The sequence below is a fragment of the Bacillus sp. FSL R5-0603 genome (genome assembly GCF_038050295.1).
GTDB classification, from domain to species: domain Bacteria; phylum Bacillota; class Bacilli; order Bacillales; family Bacillaceae; genus Bacillus; species Bacillus subtilis.
This window is the reverse complement of record NZ_JBBOYP010000001.1, coordinates 1,655,141-1,673,249: the sequence shown is the minus strand read 5'-3', so window position 1 is coordinate 1,673,249 and position 18,109 is coordinate 1,655,141. Positions and strand designations below refer to the sequence as shown.

Sequence of the window (18,109 nt, the reverse complement as noted above, 5' to 3'; positions counted from 1 at the left end):
AACCAAACTTCCACCCTTCAGTATAAAGGTTATTGAAGCTCTGCACAACTGGCAACCTATCATTGTACACTCATTGAGAATAATAATCAATAAGGAATCAAAAGAGGAAGAGTAAACTCTTCCTCTTGTTACAATAGCTGGAGCTCCTTTGCCGTCTTTTCGATGACATCAAGCGCCTGATCCAGTTCATCTTTGGTGTGCTCAGCTGTTATAATCGTGCGAATTCTGGCTTTTCCCTTTGCTACAGTCGGGAAAACGATACTTTGGGCAAAAACACCGTGAGAAAGGAGCTGATCTGAAAATTGCTTTGCCACACCTTCATCACCTATTAAAATAGGAAGAATCGGCGTTTGACTCTCTGTGAGAGTCAAACCCATTTTCACAAGCATTGCTTTAAAATAGGCAGTATTCTCCCACAAGCGCTCCATATGCTCCGGCTCTTCAAGCAAGACATCAATCGCTTCCATACAAGCTGCAGTGACAGCCGGCGGATGAGATGTGCTGAATAAAAATGGACGGCCTTTATGGCGCAAATAATCGATCAGCACCTTTGAACCTGCAGCGTAGCCGCCGAGCACTCCGATTGCCTTGCTTAATGTTCCGACCTGAATATGAACTCTGCCGTCAAGACCGAAGTGATTCACCGTTCCCCTGCCGTTTTCGCCAAGTACTCCGGATGCATGGGCGTCATCCACCATCACAAATGCGTCATATTTCTCAGCGAGCTCTACAATATCAGGCAAAGGAGCTATGTTGCCATCCATGGAAAATACGCCGTCTGTCACAATCAGACGCATCCGATAATTCATTGACTTTCTCAGCACCCGCTCTAAATCACTCATATTGACGTGCTGATACACCTTTTTATCCGCCTTTGTCAGCCGAATTCCGTCAATAATAGAGGCATGGTTCAATTCATCTGAGATGACAATGTCCTCTTTTGATAGAATACTTGAAAGTACGCCTTGGTTTGTTGTGAAGCCTGATTGGAATACAAGTGCCGCCTCCGTTTTTTTAAAGGCTGCCAGCTTTTTCTCAAGCTCTTGATGCATTGTAAATGTACCGGCAATCGTTCTCACTGATCCGGTGCCGGCTCCATACTGCTGAACGGCCTCCTGTGCGGCGTTGATGAGTCTAGGATGTGAAGTGAATCCGAGGTAATTATTAGAAGATAGCTGAATGACTTTTTGGTGATTCACTGTGACAGATGGGCCCTGCATAGATTCAAGCTGTTTTATGTCTTGCCATGTATGGTTTTCTTTCATTCTATCAAGCTCTGCTTTTAAAAACTCAAATTCCTTCGTCATGTTTATCCCCCTTTATGGAATTAAAATTACTTTTCCGCACTGCCCGCTTCTCATCAGTTCGAAACCTTTTTCAAACTCCTCTAACGGAAACTGATGGGTAATAACAGGTTCAAGATCGATCACGTTTGAACTGATCAACTGAGACACCTGGCGCCATGTTGAAAACATTTTTCTTCCTGTGATTCCTTGGATGGTAAGCCCTTTAAATACCACTTTATTCGTCAAATCAATTGTCACCGGATGTTCCGGCAAGCTGAGAATATGAAATCTCCCGCCATTCGCAGCCATCGCAAGACCTTGGGCAATCGCTGAGGGATGGCCCGACATCTCACAAACAAGATCTGCTCCTTCCCCACTCGTTAAAGCGCTTACAATTTTGAGCGGGTCTTCTTTTTCAATAGAAACAGTACAAGTCGCTCCCATTTGTTTTGCAAGCCTCAGCCTGTATTCATTCTTATCAATCGCTATCACCTGAGAAGCTCCTGCTGCTTTTGCAACCGCAACAGCCATAAGACCAATCGGTCCGCATCCAATGACTGCAGTCGTTCCTCCTGCAGGCTGGCTCTCGAGTACGGTATGAACTGCATTTCCTAAAGGCTCTTGAATGGAAGCAATCGACGGGTCCATATCAGCGGGATTTCTCCAAATGTTATCAGCTGGAACTTTTACATACTCCGCAAAACAGCCTGCCGTGTCCACTCCGATTATAGCAGTATTGGTACACACATGAGATTTTCCTGTTAGGCAAGGGACACATTCACCACAGACAATGTGTGTTTCCGCAGACACATACTCTCCCACTTTTACACTACTGACATTCTCTCCCACGTCCTCTACGATGCCGCTGAACTCATGGCCGAAAACATAGGGTGTTTTGATTCTCTGACGTGCCCATTGATCCCAATTATAAATGTGGACATCCGTGCCGCATATGGAAGCGGCTTTCACTTTTATGAGGACTTCATGTTTATCAATCTCAGGAATGGGAACTTCAGTCAGCACAGCACCGAACGCCCCGTCCTTTTTCATTAGAGCTTTCATCTTTCCACTCTGCATGTACAATCCTCCTTGAAAAATTCTTGTTATATTCGGATTGTACCATGATATGGAATAAGCGTAAACAGCACTGTCTTCTCCAGAAGGACAAAAGTATCTGTCTTGAAAAATGGGCGGAATTTTTTTTGAAACGTTTTAGCTCATTTTTGATTTTGTATATTCGCTCATTTATGTGCTAAAAATACTATCGGGAGAAAATATCCCAATAAATGAAAAACAACCTGTTTGCATTACGCAAACAGGTTGAGAATGCTTTATTTGTTTTTAGCGAGGCTCCACGATTAATTTAATCGCTGTTCTTTCTTCCCCATCGATTTGAATATCTGTAAAAGCCGGAATACAAATCAAATCAACGCCGCTAGGCGCCACAAATCCCCTGGCAATCGCCACAGCTTTTACAGCCTGGTTTAATGCACCCGCTCCGATCGCTTGAATCTCGGCGGCTCCTCGCTCTCTCAACACGCCTGCAAGTGCACCTGCCACTGAATTTGGACTCGATTTTGCTGAAACTTTTAAGATTTCCATTTCTGCTCCCCCTTAGTTTTACAATGGATAAGTGAGTGTTCATTAGAACAATCATTATTAGATGTTGCTATCCAAAAAGCCATCCCCACAATGCTTTTCAAAAATAGCGGGCTACCTTCCATTTTTACTATATTCACTAAGGAGTTGCTATATTCCTGCTTTTCTTTTTAATATTTTTATAAAATAACCATATGTTCAACTATTCAAAGAACATGTGATCATCGTTGATTAAAATACGCTCAATTTTCACGGCTTTTTTCGTTTGATCGTCAATGTCAATGACAACTCCGCTGAGCGTTGTTTTTCCTTCAGCGACAGTAAACCGGACTGGAAGGTTCGTTTTGAATCGCTTAATAATCGTCTCTCTGTCCATCCCCAGTATACCGTCATACGGGCCAGTCATTCCCACATCAGTAATATATGCCGTTCCCTTCGGCAAAATGCGGTTATCCGCTGTTTGCACGTGTGTATGAGTTCCTACTACAGCCGACGCCCTCCCATCCGTGTACCAGCCAAGTGCGAGCTTTTCACTTGTCGCTTCGGCATGAAAGTCGATAAAAATGTACGGTGTTCTTTTCGCAGCTTCTGCGATCAATTCGTCCGCTTTTAAAAACGGGTCATCAAGCGGCGGCAAAAACGTACGTCCCTGCAAATTAATGACTGCTAGTTCTTTGCCGTTTGCTTTCACATATGTGATCCCTTTCCCCGGTGTTCCTTCAGGAAAGTTTGCCGGGCGAACCAAGTTCGGAACGTCATCTATAAAATCAAATATTTCTTTTTTGTCCCATGTGTGGTTCCCCATTGTGATTGCATCTGCGCCGGACTGGATTAAGCTGTGATAAATTTTTTCCGTCAGGCCTTTTCCATGTGCGGCGTTTTCACCATTAATAATGGTAAAGTGAGGCTTATATTTTGTTTTTAGCTTTGGTACATATTCTTTGACCATGTCACGGCCCGGTGAACCGACAACATCTCCGATAAATAAAATTCTCATTTTGTAAATCCTTTCTTCTTGAAAATTCCTTGCCGTCAAAAAAATAAAGTGATGCTTAGCGCATCACTTTATTTTGCATACTCTACGGCTCGAGTCTCTCTGATTACTGTCACCTTAATATGACCTGGATAATCGAGCTCGTCCTCAATTCGCTTGCGGATATCTCGCGCCAGTCGATGAGCCTCAAGATCATTAATTGAATCCGGCTTCACCATAATACGCACTTCGCGTCCAGCCTGAATGGCAAATGATTTTTCAACACCTTCGTAGGACTCAGAAATTTCTTCGAGTTTTTCAAGTCTTCGAATATAATTCTCGAGCGTCTCACTTCTTGCGCCAGGTCTTGCAGCGGAAAGCGCATCTGCTGCAGCTACCAGCACAGCGATAATGGAAGTCGGCTCCTCATCCCCGTGGTGTGATGCAATACTGTTAATCACGACTGGGTGCTCTTTATATTTGGTCGCAAGCTCTACCCCGATTTCAACGTGGCTTCCTTCTACTTCATGGTCAATTGCTTTCCCGATGTCGTGAAGAAGACCCGCACGTTTAGCAAGCTTTGCGTCTTCACCAAGCTCCGATGCCATTAGACCGGCCAAGAATGCGACTTCCATGGAATGCTTAAGCACATTTTGACCGTAGCTTGTACGGAACTTTAAGCGGCCGAGGATCTTGATGAGATCTGGGTGGAGGCCGTGAACGCCAACCTCAAATGTCGTTTGCTCACCCATCTCACGAATATAGTCATCGACCTCGCGGCGAGATTTTTCAACCATTTCTTCAATCCGTGCCGGATGAATACGGCCATCCTGAACGAGTTTATCAAGAGCAATTCTGGCTGTCTCACGTCTGATCGGATCAAATCCGGAAAGAATGACAGCTTCAGGCGTATCATCAATAATCAGGTCAATTCCTGTCAGCGTTTCAAGCGTACGAATGTTACGCCCTTCCCGTCCGATGATACGTCCTTTCATCTCATCATTTGGAAGATTGACAACTGATACCGTTGTTTCGGCAACGTGGTCCGCTGCGCAGCGCTGTAAGGCGAGTGAAAGAATGTTTTTCGCTTTCTTATCCGCCTCTTCTTTCGCACGGTTTTCAGTTTCTTTTGTCATGATGGCGATGTCATGTGAAAGCTCGTTTTCAACCCGCTCAAGAATGATTTGTTTTGCTTCATCACGAGTCAGACTCGAAATTCGTTCCAACTCTGACTGCTGCATACGAATCATCTCATCCACTTTGCTTTCCATCTCTTCAATATGTTGTTGTCGTTCATTCAGAGAATGATCTTTCTTCTCCAACATCGCTTCCCGTTTATCAATTCCCTCATGTTTGCGATCAAGGTTTTCCTCCTTTTGGAGTAAACGGTTTTCTTGTTTTTGAAGCTCATTTCGTCTTTCACGAACTTCCTGTTCAGCATCTATTCGAAGTTTGTGGATTTCATCCTTTGCTTCAAGCAGAGCTTCTTTTTTCAGTGCTTCAGCATCACGCTTTGCATCTTCAAGAATTTGCTCGGCTGCACCGCGTGCGCCCGCAATTTTCGCTTCGGCAATGGTTTTACGAACAAAGTAGCCAACAACTAAACCGAGTAGAATCAGCAAAATGGAGATGAGAACCATCATAATTGGGGTCATACTTTCACCTCCTCTTGCTATGAACTTGGTTGTTGCTTAAAAAGTGTCGGCATGTACATTGTCTAGTTTTCTCAACATACAGAACCTTCACAGGGAATGAGTGTGTTCATCGCCCTTGTCAAGTTTAAATGGTTTAACAATCATGTTAAAAAAACAAATGTTACAACTTCATTGTAAATGTGTCGGAAATACTTGTCAAGCTTGCCATCTTAACGTTTGCAGGCCAGTCGTCTTTTCACGTTCCGAATGCAATTCATCCAAAAGAAGAACGCCAATCATTCTTGATTCAGAAGCTGGTATATTTTATTGTTCACTTGGCCCAATTTAGCATTATTTTGAATGTTTGAGAACAAAATAACAATGGTTTGCCCAGATTTGCTAAAGCTGTTCAAGATATTGAAGCCCGGCATAACACCATGGTTTGAATAGCTTCCGGGAGCAACATAAAATCCCATGCCGTATGTGGAGCTGCTCCCTGGCGTAAACATCTTTTCATAGCTTTTTTGCGAATACAGTTTTCCGTCTATCAGCGCTTGGTCAAATTTGTACATATCTATAGCGCTCATATAAATATCACCCGCTCCATACAGCTGGGATAGATCAGGTATATACGGTGTAACTGTTTTGCTGCCCTCCATCTTATACCCGACGGCAGGATAAGGTTCTTTTTCATATGTTTTGTAAAAGCCTGCATGCGTCATTCCCGCAGGTTTAAAAATATGATTCTTTATGTACTGTTCATAGGGCTCACCGCTTACTTCAGCAATAATATAAGCGAGAACAGAATAGTTGGAATCCTTGTAGTCCCATACGCCCGGCTGACTTTTGATTCCCTGCAGTTCTATGTCTTTTATTAAATCGTCCGGCGTAATGGCGCCGTTTCCTTCAATATGTCCGTTTATCCCCGATGTATGTGTAAGCAGATTCTTCAAAGTAATGGTTTGTCCGTTAGGAAAATGAGGTAAATACGTACTTACCGGATCACTTGTCTGAAGTTTCCCCTTTTCCTCTAGCTGCAAAATAGCAGTTGCAATCAGCGCTTTTTGTGATGAACCGACATAAAAAGATGTCAATGGATTATTTTGAATGTAGTGTTTACGGTCAGCATAGCCAAAACCTTTATTTGTTACGATTTCTCCATTTCTGACAATCATGGCTGTTCCGCTGAAACCGATCTCTTCTAAATAATTGCTGATTTTTTGATTTCGATCCACTGTTTTGATTTGTTCCTCTGATTTTTTGGCAGTTTTCTTTTTGACCTCTTTTTTCTGATCGGTATTTGAAACCGCTGCAGTTTCTTGAGATGGTTCGTTTTCTTCACTATTTCGATGAAGAGCATTCCAAATCGTAATGCAAACCATCACTGCTAAAAGACCAAGCAACAGTTTTCCTCTTTTATTTAGTTTTCTCCGTCTGCGTTTCGCAGTTCTTCTGCGGGTTGGGCTTGTCATTCATTTTTTCCTCCCAAAATAAATTCCATTTTGCACACGTTTTGTTAGACGAATAAAGCCCTAAAAAAGTTGTCAAAAAAAGCAATATTTTTATCATTTTTTTGCAAAATACAAAAAAGCTGAGTTTTTCACTCAGCCTTTTGTATCATTTGAAACTTATTTTATTTTTATTCTTCAAATTCGAGTTCTTCTTGTGTCTCTTCAGCTTGCTGCTGCACTACTCCGTTATTATCCAAGCCGTAATGTTCGCGAATTTGCTCCTGGATCATCAGCATGATATCTTTATTTTCTTTCAGGAATTGTTTTGCATTTTCACGGCCTTGGCCAAGACGCTCTTCTTCATAAGAGTACCATGAACCGCTTTTTTGCACGATATCAAGTTCAGTTCCTAGATCAATGATTTCGCCTTCTTTTGAAATGCCTTCTCCGTACATAATGTCAACCTCGGCTGTACGGAACGGCGGAGCCACCTTGTTTTTCACGACTTTAATTTTCGTTTTGTTCCCCATTACGTCGTTGCCTTGTTTCAGCTGTTCAGCACGGCGCACTTCAAGACGCACGGAAGAATAGAATTTCAACGCACGGCCGCCAGGAGTTGTTTCCGGGTTCCCGAACATAACACCGACTTTTTCACGAATTTGGTTAATGAAAATCGCGATTGTCTTCGATTTGTTAATGGCCCCTGAAAGCTTACGAAGCGCTTGAGACATTAAGCGTGCTTGTAAACCGACATGCGAATCTCCCATGTCGCCTTCAATTTCCGCTTTCGGAACGAGAGCGGCTACAGAGTCGACAACGACAATGTCAACTGCCCCGCTTCGAACCAATGCTTCCGCAATTTCAAGCGCCTGCTCGCCTGTGTCAGGCTGAGACAGTAAAAGCTCTTCGATGTTAACACCGAGCTTTTGCGCGTATACCGGATCTAACGCATGCTCCGCATCGATAAACGCGGCTTGTCCGCCCTGCTGCTGAACTTCAGCAATCGCATGAAGCGCCACAGTTGTTTTACCTGAGCTTTCAGGACCGTATACTTCAATAATCCGTCCGCGAGGATATCCGCCAATTCCCAGTGCTGTATCAAGAGCGAGGGAGCCGCTTGGGACAGTAGAAATTCTTGTATCTGTCTTTTCTCCCAGTTTCATAATGGAACCTTTGCCGAACTGTTTTTCTATTTGTTTAAGAGCCATATCTAAGGCTGCCTGACGATCACTCATTCTATTTTTTCCTCCTTTATGTTACCACTACATATACTATACCCTGTTTGAAGGGATTTGCCAAGAAAAAAGCGAACGCATATTCGGATTTTTTCTTGGCGTGATTCCTATCAAAATATCATAATGCATCAGAGAAATCATGTTTTCTTAGGAGGATAATGTGCTGAAAATATTATTTTTGCTCTAAAAGCTTTAAGATTAAATGGCAGCCGTATTTAGCGCCGCGTTTTCTGATCCCCGTTCTGGAGCCCGCAAAGTGAAACTCGTGAACCTCTTCTTTACCATTTGCGGAAATGCCGATAAACACATGCCCAGGCTCATGCCCTTCTTGAGTATCAGGTCCTGCTACACCAGTAAAGCTAATGCCGATATCGCTGCCAGTGAGTTTTTGAACACCCTTAGCCAGTTCTGATGCGCACTCCTTGCTGACCGCCCCAAAACGATCTAATGTTTCCTTCTTGACACCAAGCACATTCTGCTTCACGTCGTTTGTATAGCAAACAACGCCCCCGGCAAATAATTTTGAGGCACCGCTATGATCCGTCAGCCATTCAGAAAACAGCCCTCCGGTAAAGCTTTCTGCCGCAGAAATTGTAATGCCTTTTTCCTTACACGCTATAGATAGCTCTTTTACAAGAGAAGTATCATCGTAACCATAGAAAAATTCACCGACACGCTCTAAGATAACGGCCTCTGTTTCTTTTAACAGACGCTCTGTTTCCTTTTCATCGGCGTGTTTGGCTGTCAGACGCAGCGTCACCTCTCCATCAGCCGCCAAAGGCGCAATTGTCGGATTGGTTTGCGCATCAATAATATCTTCCAAATCGGCTTCAAGCTGAGATTCACCGATACCGAAAAAGCGAAGAACGGTTGACACAATTTTTTCATTTGAACCCATCTTTTTCAGCAGAAGAGGCTTTGCCTCGTTTTCAAACATTGGACGCAATTCGCTCGGCGGTCCAGGAAGAAGCATATAATAGCGCGATTCATGCTCTGTGAGCATTCCCGGGGCCATTCCAAAGTGATTCGCCAGCACGTCAGAGCCTTCGATCACAAGCGCCTGTTTTCGGTTATTAGGTGACATCGTGCGTTTTGTTCGTTTGAAATAGTCCTCAATGGATTGGAATGCCTCATCATTTAACACAAGCGGACGTCCCAGCGTATTTGCAATCGTTTCTTTCGTCAGATCATCTTTTGTGGGTCCAAGCCCTCCTGAAAAAATAATGAAGTCAGAGCGTTCTTCAGCAATGCGGATGACCTGCTTCAGCCGCTCCGGGTTATCTCCGACCGCCGTATGATAAAATACGTTGACCCCGATTTCAGCGAGCTGTTTGCTGATAAATTGAGCATTTGTATTGGCGATTTGGCCAAGCAGCAGCTCTGAACCGACTGCAATTATTTCTGCTTTTTTTGGAAATTCCATGACGAAGTCCTTCTTTCTTAGTTAGATGTTTTTAACGCTTCCCAGTTTTTAGAGAAATATTCCCAGCCTGAGACGACAGTAAAGAAGACGGCTACCCACAGCGCCAAGTCTGCAAACGGGAATGACACAAGTTCAAATGGAAGATTATGAAGAAGCAATGCGGATACCGCAATAATCTGTGCCCAGGTTTTGATTTTACCAAGCATGTTAGCAGCTACGACTTCTCCTGTTCCGGCTAAGACAAGCCTTAAACCTGTCACGGCAAACTCCCTGCTGATAATCACAATGACCATCCAAGCTGGAGCGAGATCAAATTGAACAAGGATAATTAACGCTGCAGATACGAGCAGTTTGTCCGCAAGCGGATCAAGAAATTTCCCGAAGTTTGTTACGAGATTCAATTTTCGGGCATAATACCCGTCCACCCAGTCTGTTGTAGATGCAATAATAAATAGAATGGCCCCCGCCAAATGTGCGACCGGGATCGATTCGTCTCCAACTTCGAGCCTGCCCCAGTCAAACGGCGCCAGCATGATAATCATGAAGATTGGGATTAATGCGATTCTAGCTAGTGTGATTTTATTTGGTAAGTTAAACATAAAGCCCCTCCAATTTCATACTCGGACGTGAAGAAAAGTCATCTGATAATTAAGATGACTTTTCTTCCTTTTTATTTACAATCTTTATGGTTTGTGCCATCACTTTTTTCGGATCAAGTTCATATGAAAGAACCTTACCGTTGATTTTTATTTTCAGATTAGGTGCATATCCAGTGCGGATATCAACTTGTTTCTGATCAGTTATGTCTTTTTTATAGGTTTCGTCTTTTTTCAGCGTTCCTTCTTTTAAAGAGCTGCTGTTTTCATCGCGCACTCGAATCCAGGAGCTGTCTGATGCCTTCAGTTCCAGCTCGATTTTATCAGCGCCGGACACTTCATAAGTCGTTAACGATCCTTCAGTGCCAGCAGCTTTAATCTCCAGCTTATCACTGTCATTTTCTTTTTTCTTATCTTCGTTTTCTTTCGTTTCTTTTTTAGTGTCTGTCTCTTTTTCAGAGCTGTTATTTTGATTCTCTTTCAGCGTTGAATCTTTAGGGATTTCGTACTTGCTCTCACTTTGCGTAATTGCTTTTTCTGATGCCGCATTGTGATCATCACTGTTTTTGTGATTGGCAAACTGAATGATCGCGTACACAATGGCAATCACGACAATCACGCCGAGAATAACAAGTATCGTTGGCAGCAGCTCCAGCGCCTTAGATGCTGGCTTCGGCATTTCCTTTTGAAGATTCATGCCGGAGATCTTTTCAGACACATCGTCATGATACGTATTAGGGATATCTTTTTTATGCTCCTCAAACAGCTGATCCGCATCAAGCCCAACGGCTTCTGCATATTGCTTGATGAATGCCCGAACATAAAACTTCCCCGGAATAATGTCATAGTTTCCTTCCTCCAAGGCGGTTAAATACCTTTTTTGAATCTTTGTTGCCGCTTGGAGATCATCCAATGACATTGCTTTTTCCTCTCTGGCTTCTTTGAGCCGGATTCCTAGTTCAGTCACAACAAACACCTTCCAATTTTAAAAATCAAAGCTTGAAAACCCGGATTGATCAAACATTTGGGGTTCCTCGGCATGTTCATATGTAATAACCTCATCAGGGTCATTTCTCAGTTCAATAATATAATCAAAGTCATCTAGTGTATACTCTGTATTTTGAACGAATATGTCCGGATGCTCCACCACTTTTGTTGCAGGCAGCCGCATGATTTCTCGGACCAGCTGGAGATGGCGTTCCGATCCTCTTCGTGTTGACACAATTCCGTCAACGATAAAGACATTTTCAGTGCTGTATTCATCGGCAATCAGCTGGCTTCTTATCGTCTGCTTCAGCAAGGTTGATGACACAAACAGCCACCTTTTGCTTGCACACACACTAGAGGCTACAATCGATTCCGTTTTCCCGACACGCGGCATACCTCTGATTCCGATTAATTTATGGCCTTCTTTTTTGAACAATTCGGCCATAAAATCGACTAATAAGCCAAGCTCGTCCCGTTCAAAGCGGAACGTTTTCTTGTCATCGGCATCCCGTTGAATATAACGGCCGTGGCGTACGGCAAGTCGGTCGCGAAGCCTCGGTTCTCTAAGCTTCGTTACTTTAATTGTTTCCATCGTTTTTAAGATTGATTCTAATCGTTTAATTTGATCTATATGGCGGCACCTGAGAAGCATTCCCCTTCTGGAAAGATCGACGCCGTTTATCGTTACGATGTTGATAGAAAGCATCCCAAGAAGAGATGAAATATCCCCGAGCAGTCCGGGGCGGTTCACTTGAATTTCATATTCAAAATACCATTCGAGCTTTGCCAAATGATATACCCCCTTCATTGTGGCAAAATTTTACCTTCCTTTATCATAAAGCATTTTTCTCTAATTAGAAAGAAGAATGTTGCTGTGATGAGGAAAACATAAAAAAGAGAGGAAAAATCCCCTCTCTTCCTAGTGAGTGCTGTTATTTTCAACAAGCTTAACCATCATATTGGCAATGGCGTGCTGTTCATCTTTTGATGCTACACTCCAAAGATCTGCCAGCACTTTTTCCTGCTCGTTCTTAGATTCCACTTCATTAGCCAAGTAGCTGCCGATTTCTGTCGCAAGATCTGTAATCGTATCCTGGCTCATACCTTTATCTTGCGCATAGTTCAGACGGTCGCCAAGGAAGTTTTTCCAGCTATCCCAGTTTTCTAATACTGACATGCTTGTTTCCTCCATTTCATGTGAAGTTACAAGATTATTGTGTCCTTCGCAAAAGAAACTATACACCGAATATTTTCGGATCAGCAGTGCCAGCCGCCATTCACCGACAGAATTTGGCCGGTGATATATGACGCTTTTTCAGACAGGAGAAAAGCTGTTGCATCAGCAATTTCTTGCGGCCGGGCCAGCCGGCCGATCGGAATCTCATCAGCGATCTCTTCTTTTTCAGCCGGGGTAAATTGATTCATCATATTTGTATCAACTGCGCCCGGCGCTACTGCGTTTACCCTGATTCCGCTTGGCGCCAGCTCCTTAGCCAATCCTTTTACAAATGAATGCTGAGCTCCTTTTGCCATGCTGTACAGTACTTCACAGGATGCTCCAGTCTCTCCCCAAATCGAGCTGACAGCCACAATCGCTCCCGATTTATTCCGAATCATGCCTGGCAGAAGGTTTCTCGTCAGCATATACGGACTCGCCACATGAAGCTGAACCATTTCCTGGACCGTTGCGTTATCTACATCCGTAATCAGCCCAAAATGGCTTCTTCCACTGTTTAAAACAATCGCATCAATCGGCTGAACAATTGAACTTGTCAGCTTATCTGCTCCATCTTGCGCGGACAGATCAGCTTGTAATATCTCCGCATTTACGCCAAACATCTGACTTAGTTTTTCAGCAAGCTCCGCTGCCGCGTATTGATTTGTATTGTAATGCAGCAGCAGATTGTATCCCTTAGCCGCAAGGGTTTCGCTGATGCTTTTGCCAATGCCGCCGCTTGCTCCGGTGATTAGTGCTGTTTTGTTCATCCTCTTTCCTTCTTTCCGCAGAAAAACACCCCTCACACTGGAGGGATGTTTTGTTTATGATTTAGGAACAACCTTGCAGACAGTCAGTCTGTCTGCAGCAATTTCCTCTTGTATTACGTTCTGGACATCCTCGAGGGTAATCTGCTCGAGTACCGTTACAACGTCAAACAGGCTCATATCCAAGAACGCATAACGGGTAAATTGATTAGCGATGTATTCAGGGGAATTCAGCGCTTTTAAGAATGTACCGATCTTTTTCTTTCTGGCAAGTTCAATCTTTTCAGCAGTAATCAGTTCACCGGCGCGCAAAAGCATGCTTGAAATGTCTTCAGCCAATTGATCAGGCTCAGGCGTATCTCCGCCGATCGCCGCAAAACCGAACCCATATTCAGCAGTAAAATCAAAGCTGAACGTTTCGTCAATATATCCTTTTTCATAAAGTGATTCATACTGGGCAGAGCTTTTGCCAAAAAGAGCTTCAAGCAATAAGTTCATTGAAAGTTCATGCTTTAAGAGCTCTTTGCCTAATTTAAACGGATTTTTGGATTTCAGCCCAACAAGGCATTTCGGTCCCTGCACGTTCATTTTGATCTCTTTTTCTTTTCGGAAAACCGCTTCTTGCTCTTTCACTTCTTCCCGTTTGATCTCCGGCTGATCAGTATACGGCTTTTTCCCCTGGTTTTCTCTTACCTGAGAAATAATCGCTTCAGGATCTACAGGTCCGACAATGAAAAGGAGCATGTTACTCGGGTGATAAAACGTTTCATAGCATTCATAAAGAAGGTCTTTTGTAATGTGTGAAATGCTTTCCACTGTTCCCGCTATGTCAATTCTGACAGGATGCTCTTTGTACATGTTTTCAATGACCCCGAAGTAAAGCCTCCAATCAGGGTTATCGTCGTACATATTAATCTCCTGCCCGATAATCCCTTTTTCCTTTTCAACCGTTTTTTCAGTAAAATATGGGTCCTGTACGAAATCGATAAGCGTCTCTAAATTGCGTTCAACATTTGATGTGCTTGAGAAAAGGTAAGCCGTTCTTGTAAATGACGTAAACGCATTGGCAGAAGCCCCCTGCTTGCTGAAATCTTGAAAAACGTCTCCGTCCGCTTTCTCAAACAGCTTATGCTCAAGAAAGTGAGCAATCCCGTCCGGCACGTGAACCATCTCGTTTTTACCTAAAGGGACAAACCGGTTATCTATCGAGCCGTACTTTGTTGTAAAGACCGCATATGTCTTGTTGAAGCCTTTTTTCGGCAAAACGTAAACATCAAGGCCGTTGGACATTTTTTCATGATACAGCGTCTCCTGAAGCTGTTCATATTCGATTGGTTTGATCAAGATGCACCCTCCGTCCCTTTTAAGAAATAAGTCGTATCAAGCTGAATCTTTTCGCCGGCTTTAATGATATCCTCTTTTGAGACATTCTCAATATTGGCAAGAAAGTCTTCGATAGGAATCTCGACTTGAGCAGCGGCCTGCTGATATAAAAATTCAGATAAACCGTATGCTGTATCAATCGTTTCCAGCACTTGATTTCGAATGACGGCCTTTGTCTGTGCTATATCCTGCTCACTGAAATCGCCATTTTTCATTGCCTGGAATTGCTCAGCAATAATCGAAACCGCCTGTTCAAAATTTTTCACTTCAATGCCTGACATCACCATTAACAAGCCTTTAAAACTTTCTATACGGGAAGCCGCGTAGTAAGCAAGACTGGCTTTTTCCCGAACATTAATGAAAAGTTTAGAATGAGAGAATCCGCCGAACAATCCGTTAAACACTTGTAAAGCAGGATAATCCTGATCTGTATAAGTGATGCTGGTGCGGTAGCCGATATTCAGTTTTCCTTGCTTGACATCCTCTTCATCAATTACTTCTTTTGGCTGAACTTTTTCATCAGCGTGATTGTTTTCAATCGTGTCAAGAGTGCGCTCTTCTGTTTTGAAATACTTATCAATTACCGATTGTACCTGGTTACTGTCCACATCGCCAACAACATATAGATCAAGCTGGTCTTTTTGGATAGCGCTTTGGTATGTTTCGTATAATTGCTCTGCCGTAATGTCATCGACGTCGTCGATTTCACCATTGACATGAAGCGCGTAAGGCTCATTTTTGCACATTTCCTGTATCAGCCTTAAATTTGAAAAGCGCATTTTATCATCATAGACGGCTTGAATTCTTTGCTTAAGCGTCCGTTTTTCTTGAGCCACATATTGTGGCTGAAAAGCGTCTCCCTCTAAAGCAGGTGAAAAGACGATTTCTGCAAGAAGCTGGAGCCCTTTCTCAAGTAGCGGCGTTTGGTCTTTTAAATATTTTTCATTCGGGATTTCAAGTCTGAACGTAATGACGTGCCGCTCTCCTTTTTTCGTAAGATCAGCCGATACTGACGTGCCGTACAGCTCATCCAGGTATGAACGCAATTCTGCGGTTTTCGGATGGCTTTTCGTTCCGCGAAGAAGCACATGCGGGAGAAGCGCTCTTTTGGTGACTTGATCCTTTGTCAGCGGCGCAAGCATCTTAAAAATAAGCGAGACGGTTTTGAATTTTTCTGTTTTTACAATGTGTGCGGTTAAACCGCCGTGCTTTGATTTGAGTTCATTAACATATGACATATGGAACCTCCTTCGTTCATTTCTTAATTAGTATGTATTATGACCAATTTTCAGCATTCGCAGAAACACTCTTTCATGTAATTATAGCAACTGTAGGATTTATAAGGAAACAATAACCTCCGCATGCTGTATAGGTACAGTTGTAAACTGTGCAAGAAAGCGCAAAAAAAGACGGCTGGCTAGACCGTCCCTAAGTTTTTTTCTTCTTCTTCACTTTTTTTAGCATCTACAGTAAAGAGCACTAAAAATAAAGAAACAATGCTGCAAAACGCCGAAAGTATGAAAATAATCCAGTTTGCATTAGACATTAATGCAGCAAAAACAGGTGGACCGAGAGCTACTCCTATAAAGCGCATGCTATTGTAGAAGGAGGAAATGGTTCCGCATTGTTCACTTTCAATCCCTTCGGTTATCAATGCATCTAAAGCAGGAAGAGCCATTCCAATCCCAATCCCGCCAAAGCTTAAAAAGACAAATAAAAAATAAAAACTGTGGTTCCACCACAAGGCAATAAACGAAAGGGTTAACAGAATCATTCCTGTAACAACGCAAAATTTCATTCGGCCTTTATCTTTACCGATCTTTTTGCCAGCTATAAAAGAACTGGTTGACAAAAACAAAAGTGGGATTGCCAGTAATCCGCCTTTAGCTACTCCGTCAATAGCATACTTGTTCTCCAGCGTATCTGATAAATAAAATAATACGCCAAATAACAAAAACATAATGACACACCCGATAATGAAGACCGTATAAAGCCAGCGACCATCCTGTTTAAAAATTTTCTTCACACTCTTAATAAACTCAGAAACAGCAGGCGCATCTTCATCTTCTTCAGGCTTGGCCACCAAAAACAATACGAGCAAAAAGCTGATCAAACAGAAAAACGGAATAAACCAAAACGGTACAAACCAATACCAAGAAGCCAGTAAGGCTCCAAGTATGGGACTCAGTACCTTCCCTGACGTGTTGGCGGTTTCAATATCGCCAAGACCAGCGCTGACCTTTTCATCGTCTCCTTTAAACAAGTCGCCGATAAACGGCATGACGATCGGAGCGGCACCTGCAGAACCAATGCCTTGAAGAACCCGCCCCGCCAAGATCATAGCATAAGGATTTTTCATATAGGTCGAGGCAAAAGCAGCTACCGCTCCCCCCAATCCTGCAATGAGGAGGCATGGAAGCAATATTTTTTTTCTCCCGAAACGATCCGACAAATATCCGGCAATCGGAATGCAAATAATTGCTACTACTGAATATACAGTAATGATTAAAGATACTTGAAATGAAGTCACAGACAGCTTTTTCTCCATCATGGGAAGAACAGGAATCAGCATGGAGTTCCCGAGTGTCATCACAAGCGGGACGGAAGACAATGCAATAATATTTTTCATTCCATTTTTCTCTCTCAACATTTTCACCCATTCACTTTCTTGTCATCCCTTATATATTGCGTTAACCGGAATGAAAGTATGTACAAAGAAACATGAATCAGTGCAAATAAAAAAACAGACACATCAGGCGTCCGTTTTTATAATCGTTTACGCAAAACATGAAATCTGAATTTATCTGCTCTAAAATAATTTAAAGAATAAAGCACCGGTTTATCGTGCTGATCGTAATGGGTTTGTTTTAACAGCAAAAGAGCTGTTTCCGGATCGCATTCAAGCACTGGAGAAATGGTATCGTGATAGCCGATCGGTTCTATATCAGTTACTGCATAGCTGATTACGGAGCCTGAATTTTTCTCAAGCAGGTCAAACATAGATTCTTGCTGATGAGAAAAAGAATTCGGCAAAATATTCATCGGAATTTTGTCTATACAATACACAATCGGCTGTCCGTCAGCTGTCCTGACTCGTTCAAGGTAAAAAAGTTCTTGCCCTTCTGCCAAATGAAATCTCTTCGTATCATCTTCAGACGGCATAAGCACTTGTGATGATAGAAAAATCGTGCCAGGGGTCATATTCGCCTGTTCTATCATCTTGGTTACACTGTTCAGCTGTTCAATGCCCGAAAGAAATAACGGCTTAGAATGGACAAAAGTGCCTACACCATGCCTTCTGATAATCACATGCTCTTCTTCCAGTATCCGCAAGGCTTCTCTTAGCGTCGCTCTGCTGACACCAAGCTTTTTGGAAAGCTCAAATTCAGAAGGCAGCTTTTCCTTCTCAGTGTAGATCCCATTTTTTATATCCTCTTTAATTCGTTCAATTACTTTCAAATACAAGTGCCGATTATCAGCTTTTGTAGACATGTTTCCCCTCCGTAAACCACTTTCGATAAAAATTATTGAACAATTGGGACAACTATATCATGTTTTG

At 42.9% G+C, this 18,109-nt stretch carries 17 protein-coding genes; all 17 read right to left on the bottom strand.

Annotation, left to right across the window (positions count from 1 at the left end; translation table 11 throughout):
• Nucleotides 1-128: 128 nt before the first annotated feature.
• The gene (locus NYE56_RS08645) at nucleotides 129-1,307 is read right to left on the bottom strand and encodes a glycine C-acetyltransferase (protein WP_327830113.1); all 1,179 of its coding nucleotides are present in this window, start codon (nucleotides 1,305-1,307) and stop codon (nucleotides 129-131) included.
• Between the two features lie 12 nt (nucleotides 1,308-1,319).
• Nucleotides 1,320-2,363, bottom strand: coding sequence for an L-threonine 3-dehydrogenase (tdh, locus tag NYE56_RS08640; RefSeq protein WP_015252072.1), 1,044 nt, complete (start codon nucleotides 2,361-2,363; stop codon nucleotides 1,320-1,322).
• Nucleotides 2,364-2,627: 264 nt separating this feature from the next.
• Entirely contained in the window at nucleotides 2,628-2,888 is a 261-nt protein-coding gene (gene spoVS, locus NYE56_RS08635; protein ID WP_003154135.1) for a stage V sporulation protein SpoVS, read from the bottom strand.
• 199 nt (nucleotides 2,889-3,087) lie between these two features.
• Complete coding sequence (gene ymdB, locus NYE56_RS08630; protein ID WP_003245138.1) at nucleotides 3,088-3,882, bottom strand: 2',3'-cyclic-nucleotide 2'-phosphodiesterase; 795 nt, start codon at nucleotides 3,880-3,882, stop codon at nucleotides 3,088-3,090.
• A 68-nt stretch (nucleotides 3,883-3,950) separates the two neighbouring features.
• Complete coding sequence (gene rny / locus NYE56_RS08625; RefSeq protein ID WP_003221010.1) at nucleotides 3,951-5,513, bottom strand: ribonuclease Y; 1,563 nt, start codon at nucleotides 5,511-5,513, stop codon at nucleotides 3,951-3,953.
• Between the two features lie 275 nt (nucleotides 5,514-5,788).
• Nucleotides 5,789-6,964, bottom strand: a complete 1,176-nt coding sequence (locus tag NYE56_RS08620; protein WP_268555199.1) for a serine hydrolase domain-containing protein — start codon at nucleotides 6,962-6,964, stop codon at nucleotides 5,789-5,791.
• Nucleotides 6,965-7,131: 167 nt separating this feature from the next.
• A complete protein-coding gene (gene recA, locus NYE56_RS08615; protein WP_003245789.1) occupies nucleotides 7,132-8,178 on the bottom strand; it encodes a recombinase RecA in 1,047 nt (348 codons plus the stop codon).
• 172 nt (nucleotides 8,179-8,350) lie between these two features.
• On the bottom strand, nucleotides 8,351-9,601 hold the full coding sequence (locus NYE56_RS08610; RefSeq protein ID WP_123373593.1) for a competence/damage-inducible protein A: 1,251 nt from the start codon (nucleotides 9,599-9,601) through the stop codon (nucleotides 8,351-8,353).
• Between the two features lie 17 nt (nucleotides 9,602-9,618).
• A complete protein-coding gene (pgsA, locus tag NYE56_RS08605) occupies nucleotides 9,619-10,200 on the bottom strand; it encodes a CDP-diacylglycerol--glycerol-3-phosphate 3-phosphatidyltransferase (RefSeq protein ID WP_003244753.1) in 582 nt (193 codons plus the stop codon).
• 49 nt (nucleotides 10,201-10,249) lie between these two features.
• Nucleotides 10,250-11,164: a cell shape determination protein RodZ gene (rodZ, locus tag NYE56_RS08600; protein WP_021479276.1), complete on the bottom strand. Its 915-nt coding sequence runs from the start codon at nucleotides 11,162-11,164 to the stop codon at nucleotides 10,250-10,252.
• An 18-nt stretch (nucleotides 11,165-11,182) separates the two neighbouring features.
• On the bottom strand, nucleotides 11,183-11,974 hold the full coding sequence (locus NYE56_RS08595) for a DUF3388 domain-containing protein (protein ID WP_003220998.1): 792 nt from the start codon (nucleotides 11,972-11,974) through the stop codon (nucleotides 11,183-11,185).
• 129 nt (nucleotides 11,975-12,103) lie between these two features.
• Nucleotides 12,104-12,361 carry a DUF3243 domain-containing protein gene (locus tag NYE56_RS08590; RefSeq protein WP_003245199.1) on the bottom strand — a complete coding sequence of 86 codons (258 nt, stop codon included), beginning with the start codon at nucleotides 12,359-12,361 and terminating at the stop codon, nucleotides 12,104-12,106.
• A gap of 80 nt (nucleotides 12,362-12,441) precedes the next feature.
• Nucleotides 12,442-13,170, bottom strand: a complete 729-nt coding sequence (gene ymfI, locus NYE56_RS08585; RefSeq protein ID WP_015483236.1) for an elongation factor P 5-aminopentanone reductase — start codon at nucleotides 13,168-13,170, stop codon at nucleotides 12,442-12,444.
• 54 nt (nucleotides 13,171-13,224) lie between these two features.
• The gene (gene yfmH / locus NYE56_RS08580) at nucleotides 13,225-14,511 is read right to left on the bottom strand and encodes an EF-P 5-aminopentanol modification-associated protein YfmH (RefSeq protein ID WP_003244823.1); all 1,287 of its coding nucleotides are present in this window, start codon (nucleotides 14,509-14,511) and stop codon (nucleotides 13,225-13,227) included.
• Nucleotides 14,508-15,788, bottom strand: a complete 1,281-nt coding sequence (gene yfmF, locus NYE56_RS08575; RefSeq protein ID WP_335449314.1) for an EF-P 5-aminopentanol modification-associated protein YfmF — start codon at nucleotides 15,786-15,788, stop codon at nucleotides 14,508-14,510. The genes yfmH and yfmF overlap by 4 nt, the downstream gene beginning before the upstream one ends.
• Before the next feature lie 179 nt (nucleotides 15,789-15,967).
• Nucleotides 15,968-17,179: a bacillibactin exporter BcbE gene (gene bcbE, locus NYE56_RS08570; protein WP_031600514.1), complete on the bottom strand. Its 1,212-nt coding sequence runs from the start codon at nucleotides 17,177-17,179 to the stop codon at nucleotides 15,968-15,970.
• 137 nt (nucleotides 17,180-17,316) lie between these two features.
• Entirely contained in the window at nucleotides 17,317-18,042 is a 726-nt protein-coding gene (locus NYE56_RS08565) for a GntR family transcriptional regulator (RefSeq protein WP_335449312.1), read from the bottom strand.
• Nucleotides 18,043-18,109 lie beyond the last annotated feature (67 nt).